This is a genomic window from Dyella lutea (assembly GCF_024158035.1).
GTDB lineage: Bacteria > Pseudomonadota > Gammaproteobacteria > Xanthomonadales > Rhodanobacteraceae > Dyella_A > Dyella_A lutea.
In genome coordinates this window covers 38071-55786 of record NZ_JAMZEK010000002.1, presented here as the reverse complement: position 1 = coordinate 55786, position 17716 = coordinate 38071, and the positions used below count along the sequence as shown (strand labels likewise).

The 17716-nt window shown below is 69.3% G+C and carries 13 protein-coding genes and 1 other RNA gene; 7 read left to right on the top strand and 7 right to left on the bottom strand.

Translation table 11 applies throughout. From position 1 onward, the window contains the following. Positions 1–47: 47 nt before the first annotated feature. The 3 genes from mraZ to rsmI all read right to left on the bottom strand — a co-directional run bounded on the left by mraZ (position 48) and on the right by rsmI (position 2039). Positions 48–494, bottom strand: coding sequence for a division/cell wall cluster transcriptional repressor MraZ (mraZ, locus tag NC595_RS07475; RefSeq protein WP_253565753.1), 447 nt, complete (start codon positions 492–494; stop codon positions 48–50). A gap of 279 nt (positions 495–773) precedes the next feature. Further along, an RNA gene (gene rnpB, locus NC595_RS07470) (RNase P RNA component class A) lies at positions 774–1136 on the bottom strand. 75 nt (positions 1137–1211) lie between these two features. Further along, entirely contained in the window at positions 1212–2039 is an 828-nt protein-coding gene (gene rsmI / locus NC595_RS07465) for a 16S rRNA (cytidine(1402)-2'-O)-methyltransferase (protein WP_253565752.1), read from the bottom strand. Positions 2040–2130: 91 nt separating this feature from the next. Here rsmI and NC595_RS07460 point away from each other — a divergent pair, with 91 nt between their 5' ends. Both NC595_RS07460 and NC595_RS07455 read left to right on the top strand, forming a co-directional pair. Beyond that, on the top strand, positions 2131–3969 hold the full coding sequence (locus NC595_RS07460; RefSeq protein WP_253565751.1) for a penicillin-binding protein activator: 1839 nt from the start codon (positions 2131–2133) through the stop codon (positions 3967–3969). Continuing rightward, entirely contained in the window at positions 3969–4325 is a 357-nt protein-coding gene (locus NC595_RS07455; protein WP_253565750.1) for a YraN family protein, read from the top strand. Before NC595_RS07460 ends, NC595_RS07455 begins: the two co-directional genes overlap by 1 nt. A 12-nt stretch (positions 4326–4337) precedes the next feature. Here the strand turns inward: NC595_RS07455 and NC595_RS07450 are convergent, their stop codons facing one another. Continuing rightward, positions 4338–4958, bottom strand: a complete 621-nt coding sequence (locus NC595_RS07450; protein WP_253565749.1) for a LysE family transporter — start codon at positions 4956–4958, stop codon at positions 4338–4340. Positions 4959–5187: 229 nt separating this feature from the next. Here NC595_RS07450 and NC595_RS07445 point away from each other — a divergent pair, with 229 nt between their 5' ends. Further along, positions 5188–6453, top strand: a complete 1266-nt coding sequence (locus tag NC595_RS07445) for a nucleoside permease (protein WP_253565748.1) — start codon at positions 5188–5190, stop codon at positions 6451–6453. A gap of 12 nt (positions 6454–6465) precedes the next feature. Here the strand turns inward: NC595_RS07445 and NC595_RS07440 are convergent, their stop codons facing one another. Continuing rightward, entirely contained in the window at positions 6466–8241 is a 1776-nt protein-coding gene (locus NC595_RS07440; protein WP_253565747.1) for a GGDEF domain-containing protein, read from the bottom strand. A gap of 91 nt (positions 8242–8332) precedes the next feature. On the opposite strand from NC595_RS07440, the gene dusB reads away from it, so the two are divergent. The 3 genes from dusB (at position 8333) to metK (ending at position 12140) form a co-directional block, all read left to right on the top strand. Then, positions 8333–9328 carry a tRNA dihydrouridine synthase DusB gene (gene dusB / locus NC595_RS07435; RefSeq protein WP_253565746.1) on the top strand — a complete coding sequence of 332 codons (996 nt, stop codon included), beginning with the start codon at positions 8333–8335 and terminating at the stop codon, positions 9326–9328. 125 nt (positions 9329–9453) lie between these two features. Continuing rightward, positions 9454–10797 (top strand): GGDEF domain-containing protein, encoded by a 1344-nt coding sequence (locus NC595_RS07430; protein ID WP_253565745.1) that lies wholly within the window; start codon positions 9454–9456, stop codon positions 10795–10797. Between the two features lie 143 nt (positions 10798–10940). Further along, positions 10941–12140 (top strand): methionine adenosyltransferase, encoded by a 1200-nt coding sequence (gene metK, locus NC595_RS07425; protein WP_253565744.1) that lies wholly within the window; start codon positions 10941–10943, stop codon positions 12138–12140. A 99-nt stretch (positions 12141–12239) separates the two neighbouring features. On the opposite strand, the gene NC595_RS07420 is transcribed toward metK, so the two are convergent. Both NC595_RS07420 and NC595_RS07415 read right to left on the bottom strand, forming a co-directional pair. Beyond that, complete coding sequence (locus NC595_RS07420) at positions 12240–15098, bottom strand: serine/threonine-protein kinase (protein WP_253565743.1); 2859 nt, start codon at positions 15096–15098, stop codon at positions 12240–12242. 33 nt (positions 15099–15131) lie between these two features. Continuing rightward, complete coding sequence (locus NC595_RS07415) at positions 15132–15734, bottom strand: class I SAM-dependent methyltransferase (protein ID WP_253565742.1); 603 nt, start codon at positions 15732–15734, stop codon at positions 15132–15134. A gap of 99 nt (positions 15735–15833) precedes the next feature. Between NC595_RS07415 and NC595_RS07410 the strand changes: the two genes are divergently transcribed. Continuing rightward, positions 15834–17705 carry an ATP-binding cassette domain-containing protein gene (locus tag NC595_RS07410; RefSeq protein ID WP_253565741.1) on the top strand — a complete coding sequence of 624 codons (1872 nt, stop codon included), beginning with the start codon at positions 15834–15836 and terminating at the stop codon, positions 17703–17705. Positions 17706–17716: the final 11 nt, after the last annotated feature.

Here is a 17716-nt window from a genome sequence, read left to right as displayed (position 1 = left end):
CGCACTCCCGCTCCCGTCCCGCCTTTGTCGTTGCGCCGCCTGCAATCTCAGAGGCGCAGATCTGCCATTTCGTGGGTGATGTCGTCTTCGCCGAGGGTCTGGCGGATCTTTGCCAGATGGGCCTGCTCGCTCCACAGCTCGAACTTGTTGCCCATGCCCAGCAGCACCGCCTTCTTCTCGATCCCCGCGGTACTTCGCTGGCTCGCCGGCAGCAGGATCCGCGCGGCGCTGTCCGGCTCGACCACCGCCGCGGCACCCACCAGCTTCATCTGCAGGTTGCGGTGGGCGGCCTTGACGCTGGGCAACGCATTGACCTGGTCCCGCACCTGCTCCCATTGCGCATGAGGAAACAGCCAGAGACAGCCATGCTCGAAGGGGTTGTAGGTCACCACCAGGCGATTGGCACAGGCGCCCGCGACCAGCTCCCGATACATCGTCGGGATGGCCAGCCGGCCCTTGTCGTCAACACTGATGGCGGTCTCGCCCTGAAACACGGCCCAATGACTCCACAAAAACCCACGATTTCACACCGAAACCCACGATAGTCTCGCCCCATGAGACTGTCAAGGGAATTTCTTTTGTGAATCAAGGAGTAAAGGCAAAGAGGTGACCAAATTTCACCTCTTACCTGAGGAAGCCAAGCAAGATGCTTGAAACCATGGAATTTTTGTCCCACGCCAGTGGCGCAGTCACACGCCACCCGGGATGAACCAGCATTCAGAACCGGCCACACCACAAAAAACCCCGGGCGGTCGCCCGCCCGGGGTGGAAAAAGGTGGAGTCGGCCTGTAAGCCGGGTTCTGTACGCCTTGCGACGCGACAGTCATTCCTCTCGGCCAGGCGTCGCCGCCTGGCTCCAGCAACCTACCCGGGAACAACGCGGGCCGCGTTATCGTTCCCCTATTTGGTCTTGCTCCGAGTGGGGTTTACCGTGCCGTACGGCGTTGGCCCCGTACGCGGTGCGCTCTTACCGCACCCTTTCACCCTTACCTGTGCCCTTGCGGGCCATCGGCGGTCTGCTCTCTGTTGCACTGGCCGTCGGCTCACGCCGCCCAGGAGTTACCTGGCACTCTGCCCTGTGGAGCCCGGACTTTCCTCGACGCACTGAAATGCGACGCGACTGCCCGGCCAACTCCGCCTCGTATTGTAGGGGGCGGGAGCGGGAATAGGGAGAACGGATCGGGAACGGACCGCGCAGGCAGCGCTCAGCGCTACTCGCGGTACAGCAGCTTGCGCGGAGCGCCGCTGATCGCCGCGGCCAGCTTGGCCGCCCTGGCCGGCGGCAGCTCCTCGCGCAGGATGGCGAACACCCGCTCCCCCTCGGCCAGCCGGGCGTCGACCTCCTCGCCGCGCCCGGCCACCAGCACCACGCATTCGCCGCGCTGCTGGTCGGGGTCGGCGGCGACCCGCGCCGCCAGCTCGCCCAGCGGCTCGCCCAATACGGTCTCGAACAGCTTGGTCAGCTCGCGGGCCAGCACCGCCTCGCGCTGTGCGCCGAAGGCGTCGCGCATGTCCGCCAGGCTCTCCGCCACGCGGTGCGAGGACTCGTAGAAGATCAGCGTGCGCCCTTCCCCGGCCAGCTCCTGCAGGCGGGCGCGCCGCGCCGCAGCCTTCGGTGGCAGGAAACCCTCGAACACGAAACGGTCGCTGGGCAACCCTGCCACCGACAGCGCGGCGATGGCCGCGCAGGCGCCCGGCACCGGGATACAGCGCACGCCAGCAGCACGCGCAGCGCGCACCAGCCGGAAGCCCGGATCGGAGATCAACGGCGTGCCGGCATCGGAGATCAGCGCCACCGACTCGCCCTCGGTCATGCGGCGAACCAGTCCGTCCACGATTTCGCGTTCGTTGTGCTCGTGCAACGCCACCAGCGGCGTATCGATGCCATGGTGCTGCAGCAGCGGACGGCTGTGCCGGGTGTCCTCGGCGGCGATCACCGCGACGTCGCGCAAGGCCTGAATGGCCCGTGCGGAAATATCGTCGCGGTGGCCGATCGGCGTGGCGACCACCCACAGGGAACCGGATTGGCTGGATGGCATCGACTGGGATCCTCGTCCGCCGCGGCGCGACGGATTGATCGTCTATCATCGCGCAGTCCTACCTTTCCGATCACGACCCAAGGGATTCTCCATGCGCCTGACTCGCGCCGCCGGCCTCGGCCTGCTGATCAGCCTTGCGCTCACCGCCTGCGTACCGACGGCCACCCAGCGCTCGCCCGCCGAGACCGCCGCCTTGCACCAGGCCGACACGCTGCGCCAGCAGGGCAATTTCGACCAGGCGGCCCAGGCGTACCTGACCCTGGCCGGCAATAGCACCGCCCATGCCGACGCCTACCGCCTCAACGCGGCGGAGGCCTACCGGCAGGAAGGCGACCTGGACAAGACCGCCGCCGTGCTCGCGAACATCCGCCGCGATCGCCTCAGCGGCGACGAGCCGGTACGGCTGGACCTGCTGCGCGCCGAGATCGCCCTGCACCACAACGATCCGCGCAGCGCCCTCAACCTCACGACGCAACCCAGCCTGCGGGTGCCGCAGGATCTGCAGTTGCGGTTGCTTGAGATGCGTGCACGCGCCCTAGATGCCATCGGCGACCACTGGACCGCGGCGCGTACCCGCGCACAGATGGACGACTCTCTCAGCGGATTGGACCGCGCACAGAACCAGCGCGAAGTGCTGGCACAGCTCGGCAAGCTAAGCGTGGCCGAACTGCAGCAACGCGCCCGCGCCATGACCCCGTCGGACCGCATGCTGCCGTGGATCAACGAATCCCTCTCGCAGCGCGGCATCACCGTCGCCACGCCGCAGCCATCGCTGGACCAGCCGGTCGGCACGATGATGCCCGGCGCCGACGCCAACATCCGCGAGGGCTACCAGATGCCTGCGCGGATCGCCCTGCTGCTGCCCGACTCGCCGGAGTTCGCCAGCGCATCCACGTCTGTCCGTGAGGGCTTCTTCGCCGCCTATACCGACGCCAGCCGCACCCATGCACCGCGGGCGGAAGTGCGCGTCTACGGCAGCGACGGCACCGCCGCCGGCGCAGTGAAGGCCTACCGGCAGGCTGTCAGCGACGGCGCCGAACTGGTGGTCGGGCCGCTTACTCGCGCGGCGGTCACCGCCGTCGCCACCCAGGCCAGCCTGCCGGTGCCGGTGCTCGCCCTGAATCAGGCCGACGACAACACGCCGCCCTCGGCCAGCGTGTCCGAGTTCGGCCTGCTGCCCGAGACCGAGGGGGCCCAGGCCGCCGACCACCTGATCGAGCGCGGGCTGCACTCGGCCTACGTGATCGTGTCTGCCCAGGATTTCGCCCAGCGTGCCGCCGCGGCGTTCAAGGCCGAGCTGGTCGCGCGCGGCGGGCAGGTGGTGACGCAGGCATCGCTGGCCGTCGGCGCCATCAACTTCACCCAGACCATCGCCGGCATGAACATTCCGGCGACACAGCCCGATGCGGCGATCTTCATCAGCATGCGTCCCGAGCAGGCGCGCCTGCTGCTGCCGCAGCTGCGCGTGGCGCACATCACGTTGCCGGTATTCGGCACCTCCCACATCTACGGCGGCACCGACGATGCCGGCGACGACCGCGACCTCGAAGGCGTGGAGTTCTGCGACGCCCCCTGGCTGTTCGACGCCCAGCCTGGGCTGCCGCCGCACGCCGGCATCGCCGCCCTGCTCCCGGCTGCCAGTGGTGGTGCGGCGCGGCTGTTCGCCTTCGGCATGGACGCGTGGAACCTGGTGCCGTACCTCGGCTGGTTGCGCGACCACCCGGGCAGCTACCTCCCCGGCGCCACCGGCCAGCTTGCCGCCGATCCCTTCGGCCACGTGCGGCGTGTACTGGTGTGGGCGAAGTTCACCGATGGCGTGGCGCGCCCGCTGACCGGCAGCCTGCAACTGGATGCCCCGTCGGTTGCTCCACCGGAACCGGCCCCGGGCAGCGGACTGCCGGCTCCGGCCAGCAGCGCCGGCCAGCCCTGATGCGCAAGGCCGGCGCCGCCTTCGAGGCGCTCGCCCAGCGCGATCTGGAACGCGCAGGACTGGTCCTGCTGTCGTGCAACTACACCACCCGGCATGGCGAACTGGACCTGGTGATGCGCGACGGCGAGCAGATCGTCTTCGTCGAAGTGCGCCAGCGTGCGCGCAACGGCCACGGCGGTGCCGCGGCGTCGATCACCGCTAGCAAGCGCGGGCGCCTCATCCGTACCGCCTCATTGTGGCTCGCCGCCCATCCGCAGCATGCCCGGCGAACCTGTCGCTTCGACGTGGTCAGCTACGACGGCACCGGCGAGGAAGCCCGGATGCGCTGGCTGCGCGGCGCGTTCGAGGCCGACTGAGCCACGGCGCCTTCAGGCCGGACGGTCGCCCAGCAGCAAGCGCAGGCCGAACAGCACGAACACCGCACCCGCCAGCGCATCGATCGCGCGGGCCATCCGCAGGTAGCCGCGACGCACCGCCGGCAGACCGAAGCACGCCGCCACCAGGGCGAACCACGCCAGCGTCTCGCCCACCACCAGCCCACCGATGAGCCAGCGCGTGGCCGCGCTTGCGGCCGGCCCCACCAGCACCGAGAACACGCTGCCGAAGTAGACCAGCGCCTTGGGGTTGGAGAGATTGGTCAGCAGCCCGGAGCGCAGGCTGTGCCAGGCATCGGGCGCGACGCGTGCGGGCGTGGCGCGGCCGGAACCTCGCCAGGTGCTGCGCAGCAGTTGTACACCCAGCCAGATCAGGTAGACCGCCCCTGCCGTGGCGATCGCCTTCTGCAGCCAGCCCAAGCGCGCCATCACCAGATGCAGCCCGAGCAGGGCCAGCGCGGCCCACACCGCCACCCCCAGCGCGATGCCGCACACGCCGGCCATCGCCTGCGCGCGCGAACGGGCCGCAGCGGTCTGCGAGACGAACAGGAAGTCCGGCCCCGGACTTGCAAGCGCGAGCAGGTGGACCACGGCGATGGTGAGGAGGCTGCCCATGGAAACCGATCCGGCGAAAGCGAGGGCAGCTAGTGTAGGGGGCCATGCCCACCGCGGCGCGGCTTGCTCCTCGCCGGCCGGCTCCTCTACGCTGCGGCGCACTGCATCCCGCCCCGGCGGGACCGATCCGGGGAATGCCTCCTGTCGCTTCCGGTCGAAACCGTGGCCCTGGCCGCGATCGCCGCCGCGTGCAGAAATGCCCCTCCCACTTGCCGCATGAAGCCGACCGATGAGCATCAAGTTCCGCCTGGTGGTGATGAATTTCCTGCAGTTCTTCGTATGGGGATCCTGGCTGATCACCATCGGCGCGTACTGGTTCCAGAACAAGCACTGGGGCGGCGCGCAGTTCGGCGCGATCTTCTCCACCATGGGCATCGCCTCGGTGTTCATGCCGTCGCTGATGGGCGTGGTGGCGGACAAGTGGATCAACGCCGAGAAGCTCTACGGCCTGCTGCACATCCTCGGCGCGATCGTGCTGTGCATCGTGCCGACGATCGACCGGCCCGGCGTGCTGTTCTGGGTGATGCTGGTGAACATGTGCTGCTACATGCCCACCATCGCGCTGTCGTACGCGGTGGCCTACAACGCGCTCAAGCGCGACGGGCTCGACGTGGTGACTTCCTTTCCGCCGATCCGCGTGTGGGGCACGGTGGGTTTCATCGCCGCGCTGTGGACGGTGAGCCTGCTGCACCTGGAAACCACCCCTGGCCAGTTCTACGTCGCCGCCGGCGCGGCGCTGGTGCTGGGGCTTTACGCATTCGCCCTGCCGCCCTGCCCGCCCAAGCTCGAACGCATCGCCTCCAGCCGCTCGCTGCTGGACACGCTGGGCCTGACCTCGTTCAAGCTGTTCAAGAACGCCAAGATGGCGATCTTCTTCATCTTCGCCATGCTGCTCGGAGCCTCGCTGCAGCTGACCAACGCCTACGGCGACACCTTCCTGCACGACTTCGCCACGGTGCCCGCTTACCAGCACCTGATCGCGGTAAAGTACCCGGCGATCATCATGTCGATCTCGCAGGTCTCCGAAACGCTGTTCATCCTGGCGATCCCGTTCTTCCTCAAGCGCTTCGGCATCAAGACGGTGATGTTCATCTCGATGGCGGCCTGGGCGCTGCGCTTCGGCCTGTTCGCCTATGGCAACCCGGGTCCGGGGCTGTGGATGATCGTGCTGTCGTGCATCGTCTACGGCATGGCCTTCGACTTCTTCAACATCTCAGGCTCCTTGTTCGTCGAGGGCCAGAGTGACCCGGCGATCCGCGCCAGCGCGCAGGGCCTGTTCATGATGATGACGAACGGCATCGGCGCCGTGCTCGGCAGCTCGATCAGCGGCGTGGTGATCGAGGCCTTCTTCACCGCAGCGGACGGCGCCAAGGACTGGCGCGGCATCTGGCTCAGTTTCGCCGCGTATTCGGTGGTGGTCGCGATCGCCTTCCTGATCCTGTTCCGCCACAAGCACGTGCCGGGGCGCGACCTCGGCGGCGCCATCGCGCACTGATCGACGGCGGGGCTAGTCCATCCTGGCGGCGGCGACCGCCTGGTCGCGACCGGATGACTTGGCGGCATACAGTGCGGCGTCCGCCGCGCGCATCCAACCGTCCAGATCGAGGTGCCGAAGGGCATCGAACACCGCCACCCCGATGCTCACCGTCACGCGCTCCGGGCCGACCTTCGATGACAGGGGCAGCCCGGCCACGCCGGCCCGCAGCGTCTCGGCCAGCCGCATGCCGGCCTCGGCACCCAACGTCGGGCAAAGCACCGCGAACTCCTCGCCGCCGATGCGCGACACGCGGCCGTGCGTGCCGACCGCTTCGCACAGCAATGTCGACACCTGCACCAGCACCCGGTCGCCCTGCGGGTGGCCCGCACTGTCGTTGATGCGCTTGAAATGGTCGACGTCGATCAGCATCAGCACCGGCGCCGGCGCATCCCCGCGCAACGGTAACAGGGCGCCGGCGTGCTGCAGGAACGCCCGCCGGTTGTCGATGCCGGTGAGCGGGTCGCGCAACGCCTGCAGCCGCAGCTCGGCGGCATGCCTGCGCTGCGCCCGCAGCAGCAGGAACAGGAGTACGGCCACCAGCAGCAGCCCGGCCAGCGCGCCGCCGGTGACCCGGCCGACCAGCACGTCGCGCCGGCGCGCCTCTTCGCGCTGTCGAGCCTCGGCGCGCGCCGCCTGGAGGGCCAGGCCCTTGATGCGGTTCTCGCGCTCCAGGTCGTGGATCCGCAGCTCTTTCTCACGGACCGCGTAACGCGCCTCCAGCTCGGCCTCGATGGCGCGCAACGCAGGCGTGCTGGTGGCGGCCGTCCGCTTCAACGCCTCGCGCAACTGGGCCACCGCGTCGCGCATGTGGCCGGCCCGCTCGGCCAGTTCGCTTTCGCTGCGCAGGAGGTCGACCAGTTGCCCATCGATCCCGGCGGCACGAGCGCGCGCCACGGTGGCCTGCATCATGGCGTAGGCCTGACGGGGATGCCCCAGCTCCGCCTCGGCACGCGCGATGTCGGTGCTGGAATCGAGCGAATCGCTGATCCGACCCGCGGCCAGCTCGTGTGCCAGCGAGGTGCGCGACAGCGACAGCGCTTTGCGCGGCCGGGCCAGCTTCAGGTACATCTTGGACAGGTTGTCGCCGACCATCACCGCCAGCTCGGTGGCCCCCAGCCCGGCGAAACGGCGGCGCGAGCGCTGGTAGACCGCTGCCGACTCCCGGGTTCGTCCCAGGGTGGCCAGGGCGATGCCTTCGTCATTCTCGGCATCGGCGATACCCCAGGCATCGCCGACGGCGCGGTAGCTCTCCTCGGCCCGACGGCACAGCGCCAGCGCCTTCGTGGCGCTCTCGTCCAGCGCATAGGCGTCGCAAAGCTGGAACCGCGCCCACGCGACGATCTGCGCATCACCGCTGCCCTGCACCCGCGCGGCAGCGCGCAACGCCTCGCCCAACCCGTCGCCGATGCCGTTGGCCACGTCATGGCGGGCACGCAGGAACCCCGACGCGGCCAGCGCCACGGCGTCTCCCCGGGCGTGCCCGAGGCTGTCCAGACGCAGCGTGGATTCGGCGAATGCCGCTTCGTCGTCGGCGTTGATCGCCGCCGTGCCCATGCCCCAGAGCAATGCTCGCTCGTCGGCCGGCGCCAGGTTGGCGCCGCCACGATCGAGGCGCTGGCGCACGTCGACGATCACGCCATGCGGATCGGTCACGGCCCGACCGCGCAGTGCGTTGATCGACATCGCACCGCCGGCATGTGCCGCCAGCGGCAACAACAGCACCATCGCGACCAGGTGTCTGGACATCGGATCCCTGAGTCTCCCTTGGAGCGCCCAGCCACCGCGACCGCCACAGCCCGGCGCGGGTGCCTCACGGCACAGACGTTACACTAACGCCATGCAGATCGGCCCCTACCGCATCGACCCGCCGGTGGTGCTCGCCCCGATGGCGGGCGTCACCGACAAGCCGTTCCGCCTGCTGTGCAAACGGCTGGGCGCGGGCCTGGCCGTGTCGGAAATGACCACCGCCGATCCCAGCCTCTGGCACACCCGCAAGTCGCTGCGGCGGATGGACCACGAGGGCGAGCCGGAGCCGGTCAGCGTGCAGATCGCCGGCTACGACCCGGCGATGCTGGCCGAGGCGGCGCGCTTCAACGCAAGCCACGGCGCGCAGATCATCGACATCAACATGGGCTGCCCGGCGAAGAAGGTGTGCGACGTGTGGTCGGGCTCCGCCCTGCTGCAGGACGAGCCGCTGGTCGCGCGCATCTGCCGCGCGGTGGTCGAGGCGGTCCAGGTGCCGGTGACGCTGAAGATCCGCACCGGCTGGGATCGCGAACACAGGAATGCGCTGCGCATCGCCCGCATCGCCGAGGACGCCGGGATCGCCGCGCTGTCGGTGCACGGGCGCACCCGCGCCGACAAGTACGAGGGCGAGGCCGAGTACGAGACGATCGCCGCGGTGAAGGCCAGCGTGCGCATCCCGGTGCTGGCCAACGGCGACATCACCACGCCGGAACGCGCCCGCCACGTGCTCGACGCCACCGGCGCCGACGCGGTGATGATCGGCCGCGGCGCCCAGGGCCGGCCGTGGATCTTCCGGGAGATCGCCCACTATCTGGCCACCGGAGAAAAGCTTGCCGAGCCGCCCCCGGACGAGGTCGCGACCATCCTGCTCGGCCACCTCGAACACCTTCATGCGTTCTACGGCGAGCTGGCCGGCGTGCGCATCGCGCGCAAGCACCTGGGCTGGTACGCCAAAGATCGGCCGGAAAACGCCGCTTTCCGCCAGGTGGTGAACCGCGCCGACAGCGCACGCGAACAGATCGCACTGACCCGCGCCTATTTCGCCGCGCTGGCCGCACGCGAGCCGATCCGCGAAGCCGCCGCCTGATCTCCCGCCCTCCTCCGGAGGCTGCGCGATTCGGGGCATCCGAAGGATCGGCCCCGTCGCACAAAGGCGGTGCACAACATGGACCGCGCGCGTACGATAAGCTACCCGCCGTCCACCTGGCCCCCATGGAAGCCATCCCCACCGCAGCTGATGCCAGTGATGCTCTTGCACAGCTCGAGCGCAGCCGCGCGCAGTGGTCGCTGCTAGACGCGCTGCTGCGTCGCCTGGTCACCCGGCTTACCTACGCTGCCGACGGACGTGGTCCGGCCCTGGACGCTGCGCTGGCGACGATTCGCCGCCAGGTCCGCGAGCCGGTCGGCGAGGCGGAACTCGAACCCCTGCTCACCGAGCTCGGCGAGGCGATCAAGGCGCTGGACGAACCCGAGGCCACCGCCGGGCGCGGCCCGGATCCGCTGCCGTTCACCGAATCGCTCTCGGTCGGCCAGACGCTGCTCGCACTGGTGGACCGCCTGAAGCTTGGGGACGAAGCGCTGGACCGTCTCGAGGCCCTGCGCCAGACCATTTCCGAGAGCACCGACCCGGGCACGCTGGCGATCCAGGCGGACGCCATCGCCACCCTGGTCAACCGCCGGTGCGAACGGCTGACCGAAGCACGCGATGCCGCCGAGCGGCTGCTCAAGCATGTCACCGAGCAGCTGGAGGAACTGGCCGTCTACCTGGCGCGCGAGGACATGTCTCATCGCGACGGCGCCAGCGCGCGCGAACAGCTCGACCAGGAGGTGCTGGGCGAGATCCGCGAGCTGGAATCGGAAGTGGCCAGCGCGTGCGAACTGGGGGCGTTGCAGACCCAGGTGCAACAACGCCTCGGTGCGATCAGTGGCCACCTGAAGAACTTCCGCCAGCGCGAGGACGCCCGTGAGCGCGAATGGCAGGCGCGTACCGAGCAGATGAGCCAGCGCATCCGCGAACTGGAACGCTCGACCCAGGCGATGGAGACGAGCCTGCGCCAGGAGCGCGCGCTGGCATCGACCGACCCGCTCACCGGGGTAGCCAATCGACTGGTGTTCGAGCAGCACATCGCCGACGCGTGCCTGCGTGCGGCACGCTCCGGCGGCCAGAGCAGCCTGCTGGTGCTGGACATCGACCGCTTCAAGCAGATCAACGACAGCTTCGGGCACGCCGCCGGCGACCGCGCCTTGCGCATCGTCGCCGAACAGCTGCGCGCAGGGCTGCGCTCGGACGACCTGCTCGCACGCTACGGCGGCGAGGAATTCGTGGTGGTGCTGGCCGGGGTCGGCGCCGAGGCCGCCCTGCGCGCCGCCGAGTCGCTGCGCCGGCGGATCGAGAGCCTGGGTTTCCACGGCCAGCAGCGCCCGGTCCGCATCACACTGTCGTGCGGCGTCACCGTGCTGCGCGCCGACGACACCCCGGAGAGCGCTTTCGAGCGAGCCGACAGCGCCCTGTACCGGGCCAAGCGCGGCGGCCGCAACCGCTGCGAGCTGGCCTGATCCGGAATGTCTGCACGGCCGTCCAGACGGCTGAACGGGAGGCAGGCCGCCCCATCGGGCCGGCGCTGCAAACCTTCGACCGGCGTTGTATCATCCCCGTTTTCTTTTTATCTCTTTATCCGAAAGGAAGGATATAGCCCGCGATGAGCAGCCATCTCTTCACCTCCGAGTCGGTCTCCGAAGGCCACCCGGACAAGGTCGCCGACCAGATCTCCGATGCCGTCCTCGACGCGATCCTCGCGCAGGATCCGCGTGCCCGCGTGGCATGCGAAACCATGGTGAAGACCGGCGTGGCGATCGTCGCCGGCGAGATCACCACCAGCGCCTGGATCGACCTGGAAGCGCTGACCCGCAAGGTCATCGTCGACATCGGCTACGACTCTTCCGAAGTCGGCTTCGACGGCGCCACTTGCGGCGTGCTGAACCTGATCGGCAAGCAGTCGCCGGACATCAACCAGGGCGTGGACCGCAAGAAGCCCGAGGAACAGGGCGCCGGCGACCAGGGCCTGATGTTCGGCTACGCCACCAACGAGACCAGCAGTTTCATGCCGGCGGCGATCCACCTCTCGCACCGCCTGGTCGAGCAGCAGGCGAAGATCCGCAAGAAGAAGAATTCGCCGCTGCCGTGGCTGCGGCCGGACGCGAAGAGCCAGGTCACCCTGCGCTACGAGAACGGCAAGGCCGTGGCGATCGACGCGGTGGTGCTGTCGACCCAGCACGACCCGGACGTCAAGCAGAAGCACCTGATCGAGGCGGTGCGCGAGGAGATCCTCAAGCCGGTGCTGCCGGAGAAGTGGCTGCACAAGGGCACCAAGTACCACATCAACCCGACCGGCAAGTTCGTCATCGGCGGCCCGGTGGGCGACTGCGGCCTGACCGGCCGCAAGATCATCGTCGACACCTACGGCGGCTGGGCCCGTCACGGCGGCGGCGCGTTCTCCGGCAAGGACCCATCCAAGGTCGACCGTTCGGCCGCCTACGCCGCGCGCTACGTGGCCAAGAACGTGGTGGCCGCCGGCCTGGCCGACCGCTGCGAGGTGCAGGTCTCCTACGCCATCGGCGTGGCCGAGCCGACCTCGATCTCGGTCACCACGTTCGGCACCGGCAAGATCGCCGACGACAAGATCGAGAAGTTGATCCGCAAGCACTTCGACCTGCGTCCGTACGGCATCATCCGGATGCTCGACCTGATCCATCCGATGTACCAGCAGACCGCCAGCTACGGCCACTTCGGCCGCAAGCCCTACGAGATGAAGGACGCCGCCGGCAACACCTTCACCGCGTTCTCCTGGGAGAAGACCGACAAGGCCGACGCGCTGCGCGCCGATGCCAAGCTGAAGTAAGCGACCCGCTCTGCCGGGAGTCGCCCAAGGCCCCGCGCTCCGGCGCGGGGCTTTTTTTCGCCCGGACCCAACTGGTCCGCCGCCCGGCAGTCCGCCGGCTCAGGGCAGCGGCGGCGACTTGGCGGCGCCGAGCATGCTCAACGCCTCCTGGCGCTCGCCGCGCAGGCTCGCATTGAGCTTGCCCGGATCCATTGCTATAACCGGATCCATATAGCGCTGGCGCACCGCCTGGGCCGCCTGCGTGTCATGCAGGTGCTCCAGTACGCCGTACAGCCGCGATGCGCTCTCGATGGTGTGCGCGTCGCCCTTGCCGAGCAGCTCGTTGCGCCCTTCCAGTGCCTTCTCGTAGGGGCCGCGCGCGGCAGCCCAGTGGCCGGCGGCCGCCTCGATGTCGCCCAGCAGGTTGTAGGTCGCGAACACGATCGGATGCTGCGGCCCGAGCACGCGGATCTGGCCGGCCAGGGTCAGGCGCGCCTGGCTCAGCGCCTCCTGGTACTGGCCGTCGTAGCTGAGCAGATTGGCGAGACTGCCGTGGGCCATCAGTGTATCGGGGTGGTTCTCGCCCAGCTGCCGCTGGTGCGCGGCGAGAATCTGCTGCTCGATGGCGATCGCCCGGGCCATGAAGGCATGCCGCACGGCCTGATCGTCAGTGGCGTTGCCGCGCTTGGCCAACAGCCGGACCATCAGGGTCATCGAGGCGATGGTCGCGGGGTGATCCCGCCCCAGGACGCGGCTGCGCGCATCGATCACCGCCTTCACATCCTGGTCCGCCTTCGCATAGGTCGCCTCGTCTCCCGACAAATAGACCTCGTCCATCGCCAGCATGTGACGCGCGGCCAGCGTGTCGGGGTGGTTCGCTCCCAGCCGCCGGGTACGGATCGCGACCACCTCGCGCGCCAGCGCCAGGGATTTCTCGAAGTTGTGGCGATAATGCTGCAGCTGCGCCAGGGTGATCATCGCGTCCAGGGTCTCCGGCGCCTCGGCGCCGAACGTGGCCCGGTCCAGGTCGACCATCGGCTGGGCTAGGTCCAGTGCCTCGTCGCGCTGGCCCAGCCCGATCAGGGTGATGACCAGATCGCGTCGCAACCGCAGCAGCCCCGGGTCGGTGGCCGGCATCGTCCGGCTGAGTGCGTTGTAGAGCGACTGCTGCTCCTGGCGCGCCTCCTCCAGATGCCCCTGGCCAGCCAGCACCTTGGCGCGGCCGGCCTGGGCCCGGACCCGCACCGGATCGGCGATCGGCCGCAGCGCGGTGGCCGCGACCACACCGGAGTAGAGCGCGCCCGCCGAGGCCAGGTCGCCCTGCCGCAGGCGCACGCGCGCCAGGTCCAGCTGCGCCGACAGCACTCCGTCCGGATCGGCCGGCTGGAGCTTCTGGCGCGCCGCCAGCACCTGTTCCAGTTCGGCTGCCGCGTGATCGTAGCTGCCGATGTTGAGCAGCACCCGTGCCAGCGACTGGCGGACATCGGCGGCCAGACGTGGCGCGTCGGCGAAGTCGTGGCCGATCCGGTCAAGCGCATGGTTGACCACGAACGTGTCCAGCATCCGCCGCGCCAGATCGGTGGAACCGGCCGGGTTGGCGGAGGCATCGGCCTGATGCAAGCTGGCGATCGCATGCCCCATGGCGTCGATGTCGACGCTGTCGAGCATCGATTGCTGGAAGGTCACCACCCGCTCGAGTTGCTGCTGCCGCTGCTCCGCGAGGCTGCGCGCCGCACGCGCGTCGCCGAGGGCGACCAGCGACGCGAACAGGCCGGCCAGCATGGTGAGCAGCACGGCCGCCGCCGCGGTCAGTGGCCAGCGGTTGCGCCGCATGTAGAGGCGCGCGCGGTACCAGTGCCGGCCGCGCCTCGCCTCCACCGGCCGGCACTCGAGGAAGCGCCGCAGGTCCACCGCGAGCGCGGTGACGCTGGCGTAACGTTCGTCGATCCGACAGCGCAGCGCCTTGAGGATGATCGCCTCCAGGTCCGACGGTACCGCCCGACCGCGGGCGGGCGGCAGGCCGGCCTCCTGCCGCGCCAGGCGCGCGGCACGGCTGGGCGACACGAGGTTGCCGGCGATGATCGCGTTGGACAGCAGGTGCGGGGTCACCAGCTCCTGGTAGGGGCGGCGTCCCGCCACCAGCTGGTACAGCACCACGCCCAGCGAATACACGTCGGCCGCCGCGGTCAGCGGCAACCGCTCGATCTGCTCCGGACTGGCGTAGGCCAGTGTCATCGCCTGCGCGGCGGTGGCGGTCCGCTGGGGGTCGAGGTGGTCGCCGACCATCCGCGCGATGCCGAAGTCCAGCAGCTTTGGCGATCCGTCCGCGGTCACCAGGATGTTCGCCGGCTTGATGTCGCGGTGGATGATCAGGTTGCGATGGGCGTACTCCACCGCCGTGCAGACTTTCAGGAACAGTTCGATCCGTCCGGTCAGGTCCAGCCCGCGGCGGTCGCACCAGACGTCGATCCGCTCGCCGTCGACGTACTCCATCGCCAGGAATGGCCGGCCGTCGGCGAGCAGTCCGCCGTCGAGCAGGCGCGCGATGCCGGAATGCTCGAGCCGGGCCAGCAGCTTGCGTTCCTGGCAGAACCGCTCGGTCAGGACCGGCGAACCCTCGGCGGCGGCCGTCAGCAACTTCAGTGCCACCTGCTGGCTGAAGTCGTCGTCCACCCGCTCGGCCAGGTAGACCGTCCCCATACCGCCCTCTCCGAGGTGCCGCAGCAGCCGGTAGTGGCGAGTATCCCGCGCCTGTGCATCCTGGCCGGTCAGGTCCGGCGACGTGACCTGCAGCACCGGCAGCGGTGCGGTGTGGGTGGAATCGATCGCCGCAAGCATCCAGCGCACCTCGCGCAGCAGCGACTCGTCCAACCCGCATTCGCCCATGACGAAGCCGTCCCGCGCGGACTCCGGCAGGTCGGCAGCGGCCAGCGCCACGCGCTTGGCCTCGGCATAGCGATCGGTTTGTGCCCCCTTCATGCCCTCCCCCCGAGGGTCGCTCGACGCCCGGACTCAGCCGGGCTTGCGTGCCACCAGATCGATCAGCGCGGACATCCCCCGATGCCCGGCACCTTCGTCCAGTTCGGTATCGTACGACGCCAGATGTTCGATCCGCAGGTCGGCGAAGGCCTCCCGCAGCATCGGCTCGGTGTACAGATGGGCGAGCTCGGACGGCCCCCCGGTGCGGTATTCCAGCTGCTCGGGACGGTAACCCTCCAGCAGCAGCACGCCACCGGACTTCAATGCCGCCCGGATGCCCTCGAAGATCCGGGCACGCAACGCCGGGTCGGCGAACTGGAAAAAGATCGCCGCGATCACGTCGAAGCGCTCATGCCCGAAATCCCAGCGGGCCAGGTCGGCCAGCTCCCAGGTAAGGCTCACGCCGCGCTCGGCGGCCAGGCGGCGGCTCTTGGCCAGCCCGGCCTCGGAGGCATCCACGGCCAGCACGTCCAGGCCCTGTTCGGCGAGCCAGACACCGTTACGCCCCTCGCCGTCGGCCAGCGCCAGCGCGCTGCCACGAGCGGGCAGCCGATCCCGCTCGGCGCGGAGGAAGGCGTTGGGCGCGGTGCCGAACAGGAAGTCCGCGCCCGCGTAACGTTCATTCCATCGATTCATGACCGATCCCGGAGGGAAGCCGCCGGAGTCTAGACCACCCCGCCCGGCTCCGCATGTACCGTCCCCCAGACAAGCGCCCTGCACCCGTACAATGGGCGGATGTCCCTGATCCAATTGCAGCGCGTCGACTTCTCGATCGGCGGCCCCCTCCTGCTCGAACGCGTCGATCTGTCGATCGACCGCAACGAGCGCGTGTGCATCGTCGGTCGCAACGGCGAAGGCAAATCCACCCTGATGAAGCTGATCGCCGGCGAGCTGCAGGCCGACGACGGCGAGGTCCGCGTGCAGAACGGCGTGGTGATCGCGCGCATGGCGCAGGAGGTGCCGCAGGGCACCGAAGGCACCGTGTTCGACGTGGTCTCCGACGGCCTGGGCGACCTCGGCCACCTGCTGGCGCGCTACCACCACCTGCTCGCCGAGGGCGACCTGGACGCACTCGGCGACGTGCAGCATCAGATCGAGGCGCGCAACGGCTGGGACCTGGACCGCCGCGTCGCCGATGTGATCGCCCGGCTGGAGCTGCCCGGCGACACCGACTTCGCCGCGCTGTCCGGCGGCATGAAGCGCCGCGTGCTGCTGGCCCAGGCGCTGGTGCGCAAGCCCGACGTGCTGCTGCTGGACGAGCCGACCAACCACCTGGACATCGAGGCGATCGGCTGGCTGGAGAACTTCCTCAAGCAGTTCGACGGCAGCATCGTGTTCGTCACCCACGACCGCGCCTTCCTGCGCGCGCTGGCCACCCGCATCGTGGAGATCGACCGCGGCGCGCTCACCGACTGGCCCGGTGACTACGACAACTACCTGCGCCGCCGCGAGGAGCGCCTGCACGCCGAGGCGCAGGCCAACGCGCTGTTCGACAAGAAGCTGGCGCAGGAAGAGGTGTGGATCCGCCAGGGCATCAAGGCCCGCCGCACCCGCAACGAGGGCCGCGTGCGCGCGCTAAAGGCGCTGCGCGTGGAGCGCGCGCAGCGCCGCGAACTGTCCGGCAACGTGAAGATCACGGCCGCGGCGGCGCAGGCCTCCGGCAAGAAGGTCATCGACCTCGAGCACGTGCACCAGTCCTACGGCGGGCGCGTGCTGATCGACGACCTCACCACCACGGTGATGCGCGGCGACCGCATCGGCATCGTCGGCCCCAACGGCGCCGGCAAGAGCACGCTGCTGAAGATCATGCTGGGCCAGCTCGCCCCCGAGCGCGGCACCGCCACGCTCGGCACCGGCCTGCAGATCGCCTACTTCGACCAGCACCGCGCCCAGCTCAACGACAGCCTCAACGCGCTGGACAACGTGGCCGAAGGCCGCGAGTTCATCGAGCTCAACGGCCAGCGCAAGCACATCGTCGGCTACCTGCAGGACTTCCTGTTCTCGCCGGAGCGCGCGCGCGCGCCGATCACCCGGCTGTCCGGCGGCGAGCGCAACCGCCTGCTGCTGGCCAAGCTGTTCGCCCAGCCGTCCAACCTACTGGTGATGGACGAACCGACCAACGATCTGGACGTCGAGACGCTGGAACTGCTGGAAGAACTGCTCACCGACTATCCCGGCACCCTGCTGCTGGTCAGCCACGACCGCGCCTTCCTCGACAACGTGGTCACCAGCACCCTGGTGTTGGAGGGCGATGGCAGGGTCGGCGAGTACGTCGGCGGCTACAGCGACTGGCTGCGCCAGCGGCCGACGGCTGTACCCGCCACAGCTGCAGCACCCGCGGCCGCGCCGCCTGCAGCCCTCGCCCCGGCAGCTGCATCGACGGTCGCGAAGCGCAAGCTTAGCTTCAAGGACCAGCGCGAGCTGGAGCAGTTGCCCGCACGCATCGAGGCGCTGGAAAACGACATCGCCGAACGCACCGCCGCGATGAGCGAGCCGGCCTTCTTCCGACAGGACAGCGCCGCGGTCACCGCCGCCAACGAGGCGCTGGCAAAGACGCAGGCCGAACTGGACGCCGCCTACGCGCGCTGGAGCGAGCTGGACGGCTGAAGCGCGGGAGC

Coding starts and splice junctions, on each gene's coding strand:
- rsmI (WP_253565752.1), bottom strand. CDS start 2,039: ATGCCATCCAGCCAATCCGGTTCCCTGTGGGTGGTCGCCACGCCGATC.
- NC595_RS07460 (WP_253565751.1), top strand. CDS start 2,131: ATGCGCCTGACTCGCGCCGCCGGCCTCGGCCTGCTGATCAGCCTTGCG.
- NC595_RS07455 (WP_253565750.1), top strand. CDS start 3,969: ATGCGCAAGGCCGGCGCCGCCTTCGAGGCGCTCGCCCAGCGCGATCTG.
- NC595_RS07450 (WP_253565749.1), bottom strand. CDS start 4,958: ATGGGCAGCCTCCTCACCATCGCCGTGGTCCACCTGCTCGCGCTTGCA.
- NC595_RS07445 (WP_253565748.1), top strand. CDS start 5,188: ATGAGCATCAAGTTCCGCCTGGTGGTGATGAATTTCCTGCAGTTCTTC.
- NC595_RS07440 (WP_253565747.1), bottom strand. CDS start 8,241: ATGTCCAGACACCTGGTCGCGATGGTGCTGTTGTTGCCGCTGGCGGCA.
- dusB (WP_253565746.1), top strand. CDS start 8,333: ATGCAGATCGGCCCCTACCGCATCGACCCGCCGGTGGTGCTCGCCCCG.
- NC595_RS07430 (WP_253565745.1), top strand. CDS start 9,454: ATGGAAGCCATCCCCACCGCAGCTGATGCCAGTGATGCTCTTGCACAG.
- metK (WP_253565744.1), top strand. CDS start 10,941: ATGAGCAGCCATCTCTTCACCTCCGAGTCGGTCTCCGAAGGCCACCCG.
- NC595_RS07420 (WP_253565743.1), bottom strand. CDS start 15,098: ATGAAGGGGGCACAAACCGATCGCTATGCCGAGGCCAAGCGCGTGGCG.
- NC595_RS07415 (WP_253565742.1), bottom strand. CDS start 15,734: ATGAATCGATGGAATGAACGTTACGCGGGCGCGGACTTCCTGTTCGGC.
- NC595_RS07410 (WP_253565741.1), top strand. CDS start 15,834: ATGTCCCTGATCCAATTGCAGCGCGTCGACTTCTCGATCGGCGGCCCC.